We start from the raw sequence: 17,517 nt of genomic DNA, 5'->3' as shown, positions 1-17,517 counted from the left end.
CGTGTAAAAAAGTTACAAACATAACATTAAAAGCAAAAAACAAGCCCTATCTTAGCAACCTATAATCAATTTTTATGTATAATCATCAAATTTTACACAAAAAAAGGAGTCAAATGAAACAAATTTTAATGGGAAACGAAGCCATCGCATTAGGGCTGATTCACGCTGATGTGGATGTCGTTTCTGGATATCCAGGCACTCCATCTAGCGAGATTTTAACCAACTATCAAAAACTTAAAGATAAACTAAATTTAACCGCATACGCCGAATGGGCGACAAACGAAAAGGTTGGTTATGAGGTCGCTTACGCAAACGCAATGAGTGGCAAAAACTCCTGTGCTACAATGAAACAAGTAGGACTAAATGTCGCAAGTGACGCGCTAATGAGCTCAGCTTATATAGGAAATATTGGCGCCATGCTTCTAATCAGCGCTGATGATCCGGGCTTTTACTCATCTCAAACAGAGCAAGATAGCCGAACTTTTGCCAAATTTGCCCGCATTCCAGTTCTTGATCCAGCCTCTCCACAAGAAGCTTATGACTTTGTTAAACTTGGTGTTGAAATCTCTCGCAAATTTGAAAGCCCGTTTATGCTTCGTCCAGTTATGCGAGTAGGTCATGCAAGAGGAATTTGTGAAGTTGAAGAAAATCATGAGTTTAACCCACCAAAAGCAAATTTTATCAAAAACACAAACCGCTGGGCAGGTGTTCCACCAGGTCCACGAAGCGTGCAAGGTGGCGAACTTTTAAACAAAGTTGAGCAAATCAGAGATTATAACTTACAAACTTTCATCTCTCCAAAAATCGCAGAACTAAAAGGTGCAAAAACGCTTTGTATATCAAGTGGCGTCGCATCAACTTATGTGCGTGAGGCTATAGAAGAAAACAAGCTTGATGCTGAAGTTTTAAAACTAGATATGCCATATCCACTTCCATATCATAAGCTTAATGAGCTTTGTAAAAGCTACGAACAAGTTATAATTTTTGAAGAGCCATATCCTTGTATCGAAGAGCAGTTAAATGCACCAAATTTGCTTGGTAAATTTAGCGGACACGTTCATCAAATCCACGAATTTAGCAAAGAAAAAGTTATAGAAAGTTTCAAAAAAGCCAGACTTTTTAACGATTCAAACCCTTATCAAGCATCTAAATTTAACGCCCATTCCATAGCCTCTCGCCCACCTACTCTTTGTCCTGGCTGTCCGCACAGAGATGTGTTTTATGCGATGACTAGGACATTTCGCTCTAAAAACTCTATCTATGTAAGCGACATCGGCTGTTACACACTTGGACTTAACCAAAACGCCATTGACTCGTTTTTATGTATGGGAGCAAGCGTTTCTATGGCCAGTGGTTTTAGCCTTGCGCATCCTGAAAAAACGGTTATTTCAACCATCGGCGATAGTACGTTTTTACACAGTGGCGTTACTGGGCTTATAAATGCAATCTATCAAAAGCATAAATTTATACTTCTTATCATGGATAACTCAATCGCAGCAATGACTGGTCGCCAAACCACACCAGAACGCTCAAACCCTGAAAATATCGATATAAAACGCATAGTTGAAGGATGTGGGATAACCTGTCATGAGTATGTTTACAAACCTGATATGAATAAAACTCTTGACTTTATGAAAGAGTTAAAAGAGATTTATAAAACCTCGGATATGCCGATAGTTGCTGTTATCAGAGAGTTTTGTGTGCTTGATAAAGAGCGTTCAAACAAGCTCTTGCCACACAAACTTGTAAGCGTTGATAGTGATAAATGCGTTGAGTGCGATACCTGTATCAGCAAATACAAATGCCCTCCGATGAGCTATGGTGAAAATCACAAAGTCGAGATTGATCCGTTTTTATGCGCTGGATGCGCAGCGTGTATAGATGGACTTTGTCCAACTGACGCCTTTGTTTTGGCTGATTTAGGAGAGGAAAAATGAGGTATCAAATTCTAATAACAGGTTTTGGCGGACAAGGCGCTGTGTTTTTGGTAAAGCTTTTAAGCATAGCTTCATCGCTTAAAGGATATAACTGTATAGGCACAGAAAATCACGGCATGAGTCAAAGAGGTGGTTCAGTATCGTGTGGGATAAAAATAGGCGATTTTTACTCACCAAACATCGATGAAAACAGCGCAGACTTAATCATCGCACTTGAAAAAGATGAAGCCCTTCGCTATATACACTTTTTAAACCAAAAAGATGGCGTTTTAGTCGTAAATAGCGATGATAAATTTGATAAAATCAAGCAAAAACACATCAAATTTGACGCCTTTGCAAAGGCAAAAAACGGCGATTTTGACATCGGCGGATTAAATGTTTACATGCTTGGAGTTGCTATGAAAAATGTCGAGAATTTCCCATTTAGTTTTGATGAGATAGCTCGTTCATTAGAGATTTTTAACCCAAAAGTATCTAGCAAAAATACTCAAATTTTACGCCTTGCAATGGAGGAGAAATGATCTGGTCAAAGGAAGAAACACTAAGCAAAGATGAGCTTAGAAACGTTCAAAATACAAGATTTGCTAAAATGCTTGAGCGAATTTACTCAAATGTCGAGTTTTATAAAGCTAAATTTGATCAACTTGGCATAAAACCGCAAGATATAAAAAGCGTTGAGCAGTTATGTCGCCTGCCATTTACTACCAAAAAAGACTTAAGAGCACACTACCCTTTTGGGCTTTTTGCCACTCCTCAAAGCGAAGTTGTTCGAATTCACAGCAGCTCTGGCACAAGTGGTAAGCCAACTGTTGTTGGATATACAAAAGAAGATATGCGAATTTGGTGTGAGGTTTTGGCTCGAGTTTTTAGTATGGCTGGAGTTGGCAAGGACGATGTTGTGCATAATGCTTATGGATATGGGCTATTTACCGGTGGTCTTGGCGTTCACTATGGCGCTGAAACCGTTGGCGCGGCAGTTGTACCAAGTAGCTCTGGTTTTACATCTAGACAGCTTATGCTTATGCGCGATTTTGGCGCAACTGCGATAACTTGCACGCCATCTTTTGTTATGCACTTAGCAGATCATGCTAAGGCTGAGGGATATGATCTTAAAAAAGACTTTAAGTTAAAATGCGGAATCTTTGGAGCTGAACCAACAAGCGAGGCATTAAAAAAGCAAATCGCTAATGTTTGGGGGATAAAATACCACGATATTTACGGACTTAGCGAAATCATTGGCCCTGGCGTTGCTGGTGGTTGTGGACAAAGCCATGGTCTTCATATCTTTGAAGATCACTTTTATCCTGAGATTATAAATCCAAAAACCGGAATCGCCGTACCTGATGGAGAAAACGGCGAACTAGTCGTAACTACACTAACCAAAGAGGCCATCCCGCTACTTCGCTACAGAACTGGCGATATGACTTCGATTAAGACTGAAATTTGCCCTTGTGGTCGCACACATCGCCAAATCATGCCGATAATTGGACGAAGCGATGATATGCTTATCATAAATGGCGTTAATGTCTTCCCAAGCCAAATCGAGCATGTTCTTTCAAAGATAGAAGGAACTAGTCTGAACTATCAAGTTATAGTGTATAAAAAGGGATATTTGGATAAAATCGATATATTGGTTGAATTTGGGGATGATTTTTGTTTTGATAGTATGAGTGCGATTGAAAATTTAACCAAAGAAATTTCATCGCAACTTTTAACCAACCTTTTCATTCATGCTAATGTAAAGTTAGTTGAGCCACGCACCATCGAAGTTAGCGATACAAAAACCAAACGCATTATCGATAAAAGGAGCTAGTATGAATCAATTAAGTATATTTTTAGAAAACAAACCAGGTGAGCTTACACAGCTTACTCAAATTTTAAGCGATGTTAAAGTTTCGATTGATTCAATTATGATAGCTGAGACTTCTAGCTTTGGCGTTGTACGTCTTATAACAAAAGACTATGAACGCGCTATGAATGAGCTAAAATCAGCTGGATTTAGTGTGCGAGTTATAAAGGTGATTGGTGTTTTGATGCAAAATGAAGTTGGAGCATTCCATAAAATAGTCGAACTTCTATCAAAAAATAGCATAAACATCAACTACTGCTACAGCTTTTACTCTGGCGATAACAAAGGCGTTTTTGTCTTTAGTGTCGATAAAGTAGAGCTTGCAAAAGAACTTTTAGAAAAAGTTGAGTTTCATTTGGTGGAGTATGTATAAGATAAATTATTAATATTAAAAGAGATAATTCTATAGGTATTATAGATAAAAACTTTTATGCAGTTATTGCTATATAAAAAATAGTTAAAAATATTTTAGTTTTTTACAGTTTAAAGTATAAAAATTTAAGATAAAAACGATAACCAACTAAAATAATCAAAAAAATAGCCTAAAACTTATTTTACTTCATAGCTTAGAATTCGCCAGTATCTGCTTAAATACCGGCGAATTTGAAGTGGCTAGTCTTTAGGTTTAACGAATTTTTCTATCACCTGCTTGCCGATTTCACTTTGCGAAAGCCCCTCTAACATCGCAGCTAAATTGGTTCCACCTTTGCTTGAAAGCACATCTTGAATTTTGTTCATACCATCACTTATATTTCCTTCATTTGCGATGATTTTAAGATCAGCATTGCTTAGAGCTTTTGCTTGCTCAAGTCCGATGTCGCGAGTTGCTTCGATTTGTTTTATAGAGATAAGATATGTTTGATATCCTTGATTTTCACCTATTTCTCTTGCTAGTTCGATTTGAGCATTAACTGGCGCTAGCTCTTTTAAACGAAGTGCTTCGGCTTCTGCAGAGCCGATTTTATGGATACCTTGAGACTCTTTATCTTTCATCTCTAACAAAGCAGCAGCTGCTAAGAATTGTTGCTCTTTATCGCCTTGTGCGATTAGAATTTGGTTTTCTTTTTGTGCCTCTGCGTCGCGAATTTTGGCGTTTTTACGAGCTAGGGCATCTATTTCTATTTTTTGTTGTTCTTGCTCTGCTTTTACGATTTCTACTTGTTTTTTAATCTCAGCAGTCTTTACATCTGTTACTCTGACAACTTCCATCTGTTTTTCTTGAGTGATTTTTTGCTGTTCTTTGATAAGTTGTTTAGCTTGTTCATCGCTGATAGCGACTTCTCGTTCATTTTCAACTGTTTTTAAGCCTACGATTTTATTAGCCTCTTGCTGTTTTACCTCTTTTGCCTGAATTGCTTCGATTTCTGCGATTTGAGCCTCTTTTAGGTTGTTTGCGACTTCGATTCTGCTCTCTTTTTCTATCAAAGACTTTTTCTTTTCCATGATGTTAAAGATAACTTGCGAACCATTGCTATCTCTTATATCCATAAGTTCGATGTTTTTAACCGGCTCTATTCCCCAGCTTTCAAGCTGTCCTTTTACAGCAGTTGTGAAGTCTTCGCCTAGTTCGGAACGAATTTGAAGTATATCTTCAAGCACGCGACTTGATAAAATAGAACGGATTGAGCCTTGGATGATGTTTGTTAGCTGGATGTTTAACTCATCAAAGCTACTAACCCTTTGAGCAGCTAAATTTGAGTCTGAAATTCTAAAAAACGCCGTAATATCAACAACAAAAGGTAAACGCCCTAAATCATACGCCTCATAATCTTCGATTTTGATACTAAAAACACTAACCGGCAAGACTATTTTAGTAACTCCAAAGATAGGAACCCAGCTAGGAAACTCATAGTAGCTGTTGCCATTCCCAGTATCTTTTCCATAACTTACTGTTTTATCGGCAGATTGGACGATGTGGACTTCATTTGTCTCTACAACTCGGCGAAAAAGCATCGGTATAATAATACAAATCACGATAATAACAAGCATAGCAATAGCAACTGATGAGCTATTAGAAAGCGAAAGCATAAATTCTCCTTATTTAAATTTGTTTATTCTACTAAAAAAAAGGTTAAATAAATTTTAAATATAATACTAAAATATAAAAAACAGTGAAAGATAAATTAAATTTACTAAATTTAGATTTCATTAAGATTAATTATCACTTCTGGAGATTTTATATATAGCTTGTAAATTCAATACTTTTAGCAAAAGACACTAGATTTAAAATCCAGTGTCTAATTTTAATTTTGATTTTATCTTATTTTATTTTTCTTTATCTCTTTTATAGATTCACTTCTTTCTTTTTTATCTTTTCTTTACTTACTTGTTTCTTTTATATCTCTTAACTCTTAACTTCCCCATCCACTAGCATATATTTGCATAATGGCTTGATTGTTTCTTGCTTCATCGTGAGTTATGTTTGATATACCATTATCGCTCGTATAAGCATTTACTTGTTGTATTATCTTATCTATTTGTTCATTTGAGATAAATGAGTTATCATCTAGTTTGATTGTCTCTATTTGAGAATATTTGTTTGTTTGGTTTTTGATTGTTAAAGTAGTGTTGTTATCGCTTCCATATCTTATAACTAAGTCTTGCATAAATACTCCATCTAGTTTAAAGCTAATCTCTTCTTTTTTAACTCCTTGAAGTATTAAGGTATCATCTCCACCTTCTATTAAATTTATTAGCTCTTTATCTTTTATAGTTGTGTTGGTTGCTTCTTTAGTTATGATATATGTATCATTACCATTTTCTCCTTGTAGAGTTGAGTTGTTTGCTTTAGATATTAAGGTGTCATCATCATTTCCTGCATATACTATGTCATTGTTATAAGATATGATTGTATCGTTACCGGAGTATGAGTAGATAGTATTGTTATCTTTAGCATAGATAAAGTCATCCCCTTCATATGAGCGTATGGTTGAGTTGGTGCTAGTTGATATGATTGTATCGTTTTTGCCACTTCCATATAGAATTGAGTTATTTGTATTTGATACTATAACTCCACTAGTGTTTAATCTAGCTTGTGGATTTATTTGCCACCACTGTTTAGCTACTAAAGATAGATTTTCATTAGAGATATTTACAGTAGTTTTATCTTTAAAAGATATCTCTTTTATCAAATGTTTAGATGTAAAATACTCTTTTAATGTAATACTTGAGTTTGTAACGCTATCTTTTATAATAAGATTCTCACTATCTTTTATAAAGCTAATATCCTCTTTATAAGAGTTACTTAGTTTAAGCGTAGTATCTATAGTCTGATTTGGTAGTATGGTTATATCTAAGTTACTATCTACTTGGTATCCTAAGGAGTTAAATATAAGCTCTTTAGTAGCTGTTAGTTTACCATCACTTACTTCTACTATAGCACTATCTTTACCTATAAAATTTGTATCTTTTGTATAGGAGAATACTCCACTATCATCTAAGCTTATTACTCCATGTTTACTATCTTTAATAATCTTATAACTAAGTTTATTACCATCAACATCAAATGCATCGAAACTACTTGATATGGTGCTTGTGTTTTTAAGTTCATATGCAGTTATTAACTCTTTAAACTCTGGAGCATCATTTACTGGTGCTACCTCTAAGCTTATAGTTTTTATATCACTTAATCCATACTCATTTGTTACTTTTAAGGTTATACTATCACTTCCATTATAGTTTAGATTTGGTATTAAAGATAGATTATTATCTTTATCTAAATTTGCCTTTAAATTTAGTGGAGAGTTTAGTATCTCATAGGTTAGGTTTGAGCTTGTTTTATTTATAATATCTATATTTGCTACTAAATTTTTATCTTCACTTATATTTAAAATATCTGTTTTTATAACTGGGCTGCTTACCTTTATATCAAACTCTACTAAGATTTCATCAATAGCATTGTATGTATCGCTAACTATGATAATAGCACTATCTTTTCCTATAAATAGCTTATTAGGTTTATAACTAAATGCTCCATTATCGCCAATAGTTAAATTACCATTTAAACTATCTTTTTTAATACTAAATGTTAAATTATCACTATCTATATCATCTGCTTTTAATACAAAGTTTAAATCTCTAATATCATTTAACTCATATATAGTATGTTTAGACTCAAACATAGGAGCATCATTTATAGGTGCTATATCAAATACTATCTTTTTAGTACTACTCATACCATACTCATTTGTTACTTTTAAAGTTATACTATCTTTGCCATTAAAGTTTAAATTTGGAATAAGTTTAAAGCTAGCATCATCTTTTAAATCAAACGTTGAGTTTGAAGCACTTGATACTAATTCATAAGTTAGATTTGTATTTAGTGGGTTATCTACCTTTAAGATAGAGTCTAAGGTACTATCTTCATTAAGATTAAATACAGAGCTAGTAATAACTGGTTTAAACTTATCAAATACAACCTCTTTTAAATTTAAAGATGAGTTATCACTAAATTTAAGAGTTTCAATCAAAGAGTGATTATCAAAGAAGTTTTTTATAGTTATATTTGTACTAGGGTTATCTTTTAGGCTAATATTTAGATCTTTTTTATCTATCTTGTAGGATAGGTCATTTTTATCTATATCCATGCCAAATTTTAATGTATTGTTTCCGCTATATCTATCTATACCAAAGATGCTAAATTTATCATCTATAACTACATTTATACCTAGTTTTGCTATATTATAAATATCATCTCCTGTTTTTGCATTAAATATGCCATCTTTAAGCATAACTATTTCATCATCGCTACCTATAATAGTTGCTTTATTTATAATATCTTGTTTATATAGTTTTTCATTATTGCTAAAAACAATCTCCTCTATAGGTTCTTTGACAAAGTTCTTAACACTTATACTATCGTCGCTATTTTTTAAAGTTATAATTAGCTCATCTTTATTTTCATAATAGATAAAAGATAGATCTTGTGCTTTTATGTTATCTAATTCTATCTTATCGTATCCAAAGCCAGCATTATCTATAATATCTTTTCCAAAGCCACTATTAAAAACATATCTATCATTACCACTTCCACCTATTAAGATATCATTGCCACTTCCACCTATAAGTATATCATCACCAGCACCTGTATCTATATAGTCATCTCCCATTCCAGCATCTATATAATCATCTCCACCTTTAGTTATAACTGTATCATTGCCACCTTTGGCATATATAGTATAATCATCATCTTGTAAAACAGATATCTTATCATCGCCTTGTGTTGTATTAATCAAGCTTAAATATATCATATCTTTAAGACTTAGTAGCGAGCCATCACTAAATTTAACCCTATCTACAGTAAAACTTACATCTTTAAAAAAGTTAATTACCTCTATACTATCACCACTATCTTTTAAAGATATAACCAAGTTATCATCTTTTTGTTTAAAGATGACATCATCTTTTTTAATTCCATCTGCAAATTCTATAGTATCAATCTCTTCTAAAGTGCTTTTTTGATTGATTATAGTATCCTTGCCAAAGCCTTTAAAAAATCTATATATATCATCACCACTTGAACCTATTAATCTATCATTACCAGCTCCACCTACAAGTATATCATCTCCACTTCCAGAGTCTATATAATCATCACCACTTCCAGAGTCTATATAGTCTTTTCCTGCTCCAGCAAATATCCCATCATTTCCCTCGTTTGAATTTATATAATCGTCTCCACCAAGCATAGTTATACTATCATCTTTAGCTCCTGCACTAAGAGTGTAATTATCATTTGTAACTACATCTAGTCTGATACTATCATCATCTGCATGATTTAAAGCTAACTGATTTATCTCTTTTAAATTTATATAAGATCCATCTTTAAAGAGGATTTGATCTATTGTATTTAAAGCTTTATTATTATCAATAGTATAAAACTCTTTTACAGTTATAGAGCTATTGCTGGATTTATGATATATTTTTAAGTCTAAATTTATTTGTTTAAATATCAAATCATCTTTAGTAGTATTATCTATAAATTCAATAATATCAAAGCTATAATCATCTTTTTTATTAATGACTATATCATTTCCAAAGTCTTTATCAAATACATACCTATCACTTCCATTTCCACCAAGTAATATATCATTACCAGCTCCACCTATAAGTACATCATCTCCACTTCCGGCATCTATGTAGTCATCTCCCATTCCACCATCGATATAATCAGCTCCACTTAAGGCATAGATTTTATCATTTCCATCATTAGCAGATATCTTATCATCACCACTTCCTGAATTTATAGTATCATTTTTATCACTACTAATTATATTATCGTTACCACCTAGTGTGGTTATGATTTTTCCTTTTTCAACTTTATTTAAATTTACTTCATAGTTATCATTTGTAGTTACTAAGACATTATCAGAACTGTTATCAATAAATTTAAGTGCTAATTCATTGATATCTTTAATATTTAAAGAGCTATTATCATCAAATTCTATTTTATCTACTATATGTTTTGATGTGCCTTCATATAATTTATAGAAATTTTCAATGATAATAAAATCATTACTATGTTTTAATGAAATTATCAAATTTAAACCATCTTGCCTAAATATCAAATCATTTTTTCTAATACCATCAACAAATTTTATAGTATCTATTTCGTTTGTATTTGTTTTATGATTTATAATCGTATCTTGTCCAAAGCCCCAACCAAACACATAAACATCATTTCCAGCTCCACCATTTATAGTATCATTTCCAACTCCACCCATGATAGTATCGTTACCATCTCCTGCATTTATACTATCATCGCCACTTCCGCTTTTTATAGTATCATTGCCTTTAAGAGTAGCTATGTTTAAGCTTAGTGTTGATGATGTTTTATCTATAGTATAATCATCATTTGTATTTACAAGCTTATCAACAGAACTGCCAAGCAAAGCAAGTTCATTAATGCGTTTTAAAGATAGTGTAGTTAAATCATCAAATTCTATTAAAGATATTTTATTTCTACTCTCATCACGATATATGCTATAGAAATTTTCTACAACTATAGAGTCGTTGCTATTTTTTAAAGATATAATCAAGTCTAATTTGTCTTGGGTAAATAATAAATCCTCTTTTCTAATACCATCTATAAACTTTATCTTATCTTTATCGCCATTTCCACCACCACGAATAGAGACTATAATATCTTTACCAAATTCTTTTCCAAATACATAGGTATCATTTCCTTTTGCGCTTTGTAAAGTATCATTTCCTTTACCACCGGTTATGATATCATTGCCAGCTCCTGCATTTATAATATCATCTCCACTACTACCCGTTATAATATCATTACCACCAAGCGTAGATATCTCTTTGCCATTATTTAGTTTAGATATATTGATTAAGTAGTTATCATTTGTAGTTACCGATACAAGATTGCTATCATTATCTATAAATTCAAACGCCAGCTCATTGATATCTTTTAGATTTAAAAACGACTTATCATCAAATTCTATTTTATTTATAATAAAATCTGCTTTATCTGTATATGTTTTATAAAAATTTTGGATAAGGATAGAATCGTTTGTATCTTTAATAGCTATAGTTAAATCCAAATTAGTTTGTTTAAATATCAAATCCTCTTTTCTAATGCCATCTATAAATTTAATAATATCTATCTCATTTATGCTATCTTTATAGTTTATAACAACGTCTTTACCAAATTCTTTTCCAAACACATAAGTATCATTTCCTTTTCCACCTTGCAAGCTATCATTACCCTTACCACCAGTTATGATATCATTGCCAGCTCCTGCATTTATGTAGTCATCTCCACTTCCACCATTTATAATATCATTTCCACTGTTTGAGTGTATAGTATCATTAAAGCTACTTGCTACTATACTATCATCGCCATTTGATAAATCTATACTAACACCTACTTTACTATCACTTTTATCTATGTCATATCCATATGAAGATATTGTTTTTACTATATCGCTAGATTTATTATCTATAATTGCTTTATTTATATCATCTAAATGCATAGTAGCTAAATCATCAAATTCTATACTAGTAATTGTATTATTATATACACCATACTCTTGTTTATAAAATTCTTTTATAGTGATGAAATTTTCTTGATTGTTTTTTAAAGTTATAACCAAATCATTATCTTTAATGCTAAAGAGTATGTCATCCTTGCTTATACCATCTATAAATTTAATAGTATCTATAGATAAAGCATTTGGGTTGTTGTTTATGATAACATCTTTACCAAACTCTTTGCCAAATATATAAGTATCATTTCCAAGCCCACCTTGTAAAGTGTCATTGCCAGCTCCACCTATTAAAGTATCATTTCCGCCTTTTGTAACTATAACATCATCTCCACCTTTAGCATCTACAACGTAACTATCATCACTTAAAACACTTATAGTATTTGCACTCTCATCTGTATTTTTAATACTTTGTTTTACTATATCATTTAAACTTAAAAGCTTACCATCGCTAAATTCAATCATATTTATAGTGTTATACAAATTTCCGTTGCCTAAAGGAGCTAAAAAATCTAAAATTTTTATAGAATTTTTATTGTTTTTATCTTTTAAATTTATAAACAAATCGCTATCTACTTGTTTAAAAATAACATCTTTTAAATTTATACCATCTATAAATTTTATCTTATCTATGCCATTATCTGTGTTGTTGTTTATAATAGTGTCGTTACCAAAGTTTTTACCAAAGATATATGTATCATTTCCAGCTCCTCCACTAAGAGTATCATCACCAACTCCACCAACAAGGATATCATCTCCTTCATCTGCATATAATCCATCATCTCCGCTTCCACCATCTATAATGTCATTACCATCTCCACCATATATAGTATCATCGCCATCAATAGCATTAAATTTATCATCTAAATTTGTAAGATATAGACTATCATTACCACTTGTAGCTTCTAATGGAGCCATTTGTAATATTTTATTAAAATCCCATATTTCTTTATCAAATTTAATACCTTCTATAGAGCCATTTCCATTTTTACCAGCTATATCAAAGAAATTCTCTATAGTAATACAATCTTTTCCTAAGTGAGTTATGGTTAAATTTGCTAAATTTCTTTTTAGTTTTATATCCTTTGGATCTATACCCTCTGCAAATACTATAGTATCATTTCCAAAGTCATCAAATATACTATCTTTACCAAAGCTAGTATCAAATTTATATATATCATCACCATAACCACCAGCAAGGATATCATCACCATTTGCACTTTGTAAAAAATCACTATCACTAGTGCCATAAAGCGTACTTCCGCTATTTTGCGCTTTTTGATATCTGTTAAAAGCTAGCGCCATAAGCTCTTGATTATCTTTTAAAGATATAAGATAGTTGCTATCTAACTCTTTTTTAAAATTTGGTTTATTTGCTGCTATCATATTTAAAAGAGTTGATATATGAGATATACTTTCGCGTTTATTATTTGCATATAATTCTTGGAATTTTTTATTTACTCCACTAAAATCATAGTGAAAAGCTCCAGTATCATTATCAAGCTTCATATATTCAGTATTTATCATACCTTTATATACTATATCAAGCTCTAAGGATGCATACACATAATTTGCAAATCTTTGATATTTAGAGTGTATTATCGCTGAAGCATTTTCTCTTGGATTTGGATCTGTTCCAAGCTGTAAAAACTGCCTACCAATCAGCTTTTCATACACCGCCAACTCTCTTGCATCAACAATACCTCCTCTACTACTAGAGTCTATATCTTCTACTCCAGCCCATTTAAATATAAGGGAATTTACTTTTTCTTTTCTTTGTTTTTCATCTGTTGTTTCTACATAGTTTCTTAAACTATCTTCTAGCTCTTTGTTTTTAGCTACTACATATAAAAAATCTTCTAAGTTTCCACCACCTTCTATATCCACAAACTCTCTTAACCTTTGTGGTAATTCTACGTTTGCATTACTTATAGTTTTACTAGGTTCAACCCTAAACCAAACATCAGCTATATCTGTTGTAGTACCATCATAAAAGCTAACTTTAGATAGTTGCTTTATGGTATTTGAGTTAGAGTCTATATTTACATTTTTATAGTTTAAGTCTATTGATTTTATTGCTTTGTTTGAAAGGGTGTATAACTCATCTTTTGTACTTATACCATTTTTATCTACATCTTGCCAAAGTAGCAATTTATCATAATCCATATCAAGTGCATTTATAATACCATCATTGTTTGTATCAAATCTTTTTAGCACTTCAAAGCCATTATCTAGTGTTTTATCATTTCTGTTGTAGTTTGAATTTATTATAGTGTTATTTCCAAACAGCTCATTTGCATTATCTATTATGCCATTATTGTTTTTATCTATCGCTAAAAAAGCATCATTTTTATCTAACCAAGCTGTTTTTTCTTTAAAATCATTATTATCAAGATCAAAGAACACAGAGTTCTTTAGGTTTGTAGTTTTTATACCATCTTTGTTTAAGTCTATGACTAAAGGAGAGGTTTCATCTTCTGGATCTGGGTAATCTTTATCCTTATCATCATCAAATATTGCAAATCTAGCACCCTTACCTTTATAGTATACTGTAGCATTTGAACTTATATGGTATGGGCTTACATAAAATTTGCTATCTTCTTCTTCTATCTCATCATCAGTCCATTTTGAGGCGGTAAATATATCTTGTGTGTAACCACCTATAAATTTAAATTTATTACTACCTATGTTTAGACTTACATACTCTTTTTGATTGTTTGCGCTTACTTTTAGTCCCCTATTTACTCCAACCATTCCTCTTATTATTTCAGCTGCTTCACTAGTACTATTTCCTCTTACATTTATATACACTGGCTTATCATCATCTACTATGTTTAACTCTCCATACTTACTGCTAGATGAATCATATGAAACACTGTTTTTTACAGATGGAGTATCTATGATATGCGGAACTAAGTTAGTTATAAATCTTCTTTTTTCATTATTTACTATAAAATCATCATAGTCTTTGATATCATAGCTATATGTCTTAGTAGTATCGCCTTTTTTAAAAGTAATTGCACCTAAACTAGATCTAGCACTTCTACTACGCATCATATCACTACTTCTCATAAAGACCTCTAGTTTACCATCACCTACAATCTCTCCTATCAACTCTAGTGTTATAGTTGCTTTTTTACTTCCTTCATTTTCAGTGACATCTTTTATCTTTAAGCCTACTTTGTTGGTTAGAGTTATACCTAGTGAGTTTTGTTCTTGGTTGTAGTTTTTTATAGTTATACTATCTTTATCAAGATTATATGTTACTTTTAGTTCACTTCCATTTAGTTGATATGTATATCCTCTATTATCTGTATATACTTTACTTCCTGGCTTTGTTTCTATTCCACCAGTTATAGGACTGTCGTGTTTAAACCATACCCTACCTTTACCATCACTATCATTTATTATATCATTAGCACTGACATGGTATTCATCATCTCCACTTCCGCCATTTAACTCATCAGCGTCTTTATCATCTCCTGCATAAAGTTTATCATCTCCACTTCCTGTAGTTATGTTATCTTTTCCTAAACCAGCGTAGATGGTATTATCTCCACTAGTAGCTGTTATAGTATCTTCTCCATCTCCTGTATAGATAGTGTTTTTACCACCACTTATAGTAACACTATCTTTATCTATCCCTAAACTTATAGTGTTTTTACCACCACTGATACTTACTTTATTATCTCCATCTCCTAGATAGGCTGTATTATCTCCATCTTTTATAGTTAAGCTTTCCTTGCCTTTACCACCATAGATGGTATTTTTACCTAAATTTATCTCTACTGTGTTAGTACTATCTTTAGTATCTAAGTCTAAGCCATCTATGCTATCTTTATGGGTATAAACTATATGTCCTTTGCCACCATTTATAGCTATAGTATCATTTCCACTTCCTGTAAATACATTGTTTAACTCTGCACCACTGATACTTACTTTATCATCTCCATCTTTAGTAAAGATGTCGCTTTTAGCTTCATTTGAAGTTACTATATCTTGTGCTTTAGAGCCATATACTGTGTTATTTCCGTTGGTTAAATTTATAGTATTTATATCATCTTTACTATCTTTATCTTCTTGGCTTGTGTTATCTAATCCTGTATAGATAGTGTTTTCTCCACCATTTGTATTTACACTATCGCTTCCAGCTCCTAAGTAGATAGTGTTTTTACCTTTGGTTGTATTTACACTATCATCACTATCTTTAGAATATATAACATTTACTCCATCATCTACAGTTATGTTATCAACTCCTTTAGAGCCATATATTTTATCATTACCTTTACCTGAGTTTACAGTATTAGTAGTGTTAGAATCTTCTTTATCATTTCCATCATCTATTTTTGCATTTGTATAGATGATATCATTACCATCTCCTGTAGTTATAGTATCACAACCAAGACCGGATTCGATGTAGGCTGTACCTTGGATATATTTTATAGTATCTCCATTGCTATAGCCATATATACTCTTATAAGTTGGCAAGTCTATGGCTTGTTTATCTCCATCAACAAATATAACCTCATAACCTACAGTATCATCGTTTAATTTAAAATCACCAATAGTTATTCCTCTTTTAACATCGGTATAATTTATATTTGAAGTTGGTGTATCTGAAACATATAGCTTTAAGAAGTTAGCTCTATCGTTAAGATGGTTATCAGAGTAGTTTTCGATGTTTATATACTCTTTTTTGGAGATATCTCCTGCTAGAGCATATCCTTTTAGGTTTTCTAAGGCATAAGCGGCAGCTTGTTTTAGTTTTATAAATTTGTCTATATTACCTTTATATTCCAAATCACTCATAACACTACTAGCTCCTGCTCCATAGTTAGCATAGTAGTTGGCTATGAGTTGTTTAGGCTCTTCACCTTTAGAGAAAGTCATATGGGCTATCTTGTTATTATTTATTGGATAACCAATTCGTTTTAAAACAGAGACTATCTTTTTCTCATCTCTTCCTTGTCTGAATTCAAAGGTGTTTAGTATCTTATCATTTCTTTTATATATCTTATGATATATAAACTCTACTGGAGTATCATTTCTTGTAAAGATAACTCTATCAAGAGTATTCATATCCGAGCTTATATTTCTCCATTCACTACTTAGTGATGTATCAAAGTCTGTAGCATTATAAAGGATGTATTTTCTTTCTTTTATATCATTAGAGTTTTTATCTCTATATTCAACTGTTATGGTGTGGTTAGAAGTTATTAAATTTGGTATATCAACTATAGCAGCCACTATAGCTCCTACCCAAGTTCTTGATATTAGTATATCTATAGCATTTCCTACAGTTCTTTTTATAGCATATAATATTTCTGATTTTTCTATGTGTAAATATAGTTTATCATTTCCATCATCTATACTAGAACCACTTGTATCTACAAGAAAGCTATTAAAAAGAATTTGAGAAACAGTTAGGTCTATGATAGTAAATTTACCATCTATATAAATTCCAACTCTTTTTTTCTGCATATTAGCAAACTGCTTATCTGCTTCACTAGCATCTTTGACATTTTTATCGATAGTGTCTTCTATTGCGTTTTTAAACAAATCAGTTAATTCTTTTGCAAGTCCAACAGGGTCGTTGTAGTTTTTAACTATACCAGCTATGTTTGCACTGTATTTTTGAACTTTATCTTTTATATAGTTAGAACGACTAAAGTTTGACATATGGTACTCCTTTTTGAATTTAGTTATTTTTAGTTTTTAGTTTTATTTTTTATTTTTA

At 31.9% G+C, this 17,517-nt stretch carries 6 protein-coding genes; 4 read left to right on the top strand and 2 right to left on the bottom strand.

Features of this window, described 5'->3' with window-relative positions:
- Positions 1 to 113: 113 nt before the first annotated feature.
- From CGEO_RS04260 to CGEO_RS04245, 4 genes are read left to right on the top strand one after another with little or no spacing between them, the layout of a single operon-like run.
- Positions 114 to 1,937, top strand: coding sequence for a thiamine pyrophosphate-dependent enzyme (locus CGEO_RS04260; protein WP_075540396.1), 1,824 nt, complete (start codon positions 114 to 116; stop codon positions 1,935 to 1,937).
- Complete coding sequence (locus tag CGEO_RS04255; RefSeq protein ID WP_075493263.1) at positions 1,934 to 2,458, top strand: 2-oxoacid:acceptor oxidoreductase family protein; 525 nt, start codon at positions 1,934 to 1,936, stop codon at positions 2,456 to 2,458. The genes CGEO_RS04260 and CGEO_RS04255 overlap by 4 nt, the downstream gene beginning before the upstream one ends.
- A complete protein-coding gene (locus CGEO_RS04250) occupies positions 2,455 to 3,750 on the top strand; it encodes a phenylacetate--CoA ligase family protein (protein WP_106380119.1) in 1,296 nt (431 codons plus the stop codon). Before CGEO_RS04255 ends, CGEO_RS04250 begins: the two co-directional genes overlap by 4 nt.
- 1 nt (position 3,751) lies before the next feature.
- The gene (locus CGEO_RS04245) at positions 3,752 to 4,159 is read left to right on the top strand and encodes an ACT domain-containing protein (protein WP_075493264.1); all 408 of its coding nucleotides are present in this window, start codon (positions 3,752 to 3,754) and stop codon (positions 4,157 to 4,159) included.
- 239 nt (positions 4,160 to 4,398) lie between these two features.
- On the opposite strand, the gene CGEO_RS04240 is transcribed toward CGEO_RS04245, so the two are convergent.
- Together CGEO_RS04240 and CGEO_RS10280 are read right to left on the bottom strand one after the other, a co-directional pair.
- Positions 4,399 to 5,775 carry an SPFH domain-containing protein gene (locus CGEO_RS04240; RefSeq protein WP_422851327.1) on the bottom strand — a complete coding sequence of 459 codons (1,377 nt, stop codon included), beginning with the start codon at positions 5,773 to 5,775 and terminating at the stop codon, positions 4,399 to 4,401.
- Between the two features lie 362 nt (positions 5,776 to 6,137).
- Positions 6,138 to 17,459: an SPM autocatalytic domain-containing protein gene (locus CGEO_RS10280; RefSeq protein WP_301951947.1), complete on the bottom strand. Its 11,322-nt coding sequence runs from the start codon at positions 17,457 to 17,459 to the stop codon at positions 6,138 to 6,140.
- Between the last annotated feature and the right edge of the window lie 58 nt (positions 17,460 to 17,517).

It is taken from the genome of Campylobacter geochelonis (assembly GCF_013201685.1).
In the GTDB taxonomy this organism is placed as follows: Bacteria; Campylobacterota; Campylobacteria; order Campylobacterales; family Campylobacteraceae; genus Campylobacter_B; species Campylobacter_B geochelonis.
The sequence above is the reverse complement of the archived record's forward strand: the minus strand, read 5'-3'. Positions and strand labels throughout refer to the sequence as shown.

What these genes read in the sequence shown, in the direction of transcription:
- CGEO_RS04250 (WP_106380119.1), top strand. Translation starts at nt 2,455, where the DNA reads ATGATCTGGTCAAAGGAAGAAACACTAAGCAAAGATGAGCTTAGAAAC.
- CGEO_RS04255 (WP_075493263.1), top strand. Translation starts at nt 1,934, where the DNA reads ATGAGGTATCAAATTCTAATAACAGGTTTTGGCGGACAAGGCGCTGTG.
- CGEO_RS04260 (WP_075540396.1), top strand. Translation starts at nt 114, where the DNA reads ATGAAACAAATTTTAATGGGAAACGAAGCCATCGCATTAGGGCTGATT.
- CGEO_RS10280 (WP_301951947.1), bottom strand. Translation starts at nt 17,459, where the DNA reads ATGTCAAACTTTAGTCGTTCTAACTATATAAAAGATAAAGTTCAAAAA.
- CGEO_RS04245 (WP_075493264.1), top strand. Translation starts at nt 3,752, where the DNA reads ATGAATCAATTAAGTATATTTTTAGAAAACAAACCAGGTGAGCTTACA.
- CGEO_RS04240 (WP_422851327.1), bottom strand. Translation starts at nt 5,775, where the DNA reads ATGCTTGTTATTATCGTGATTTGTATTATTATACCGATGCTTTTTCGC.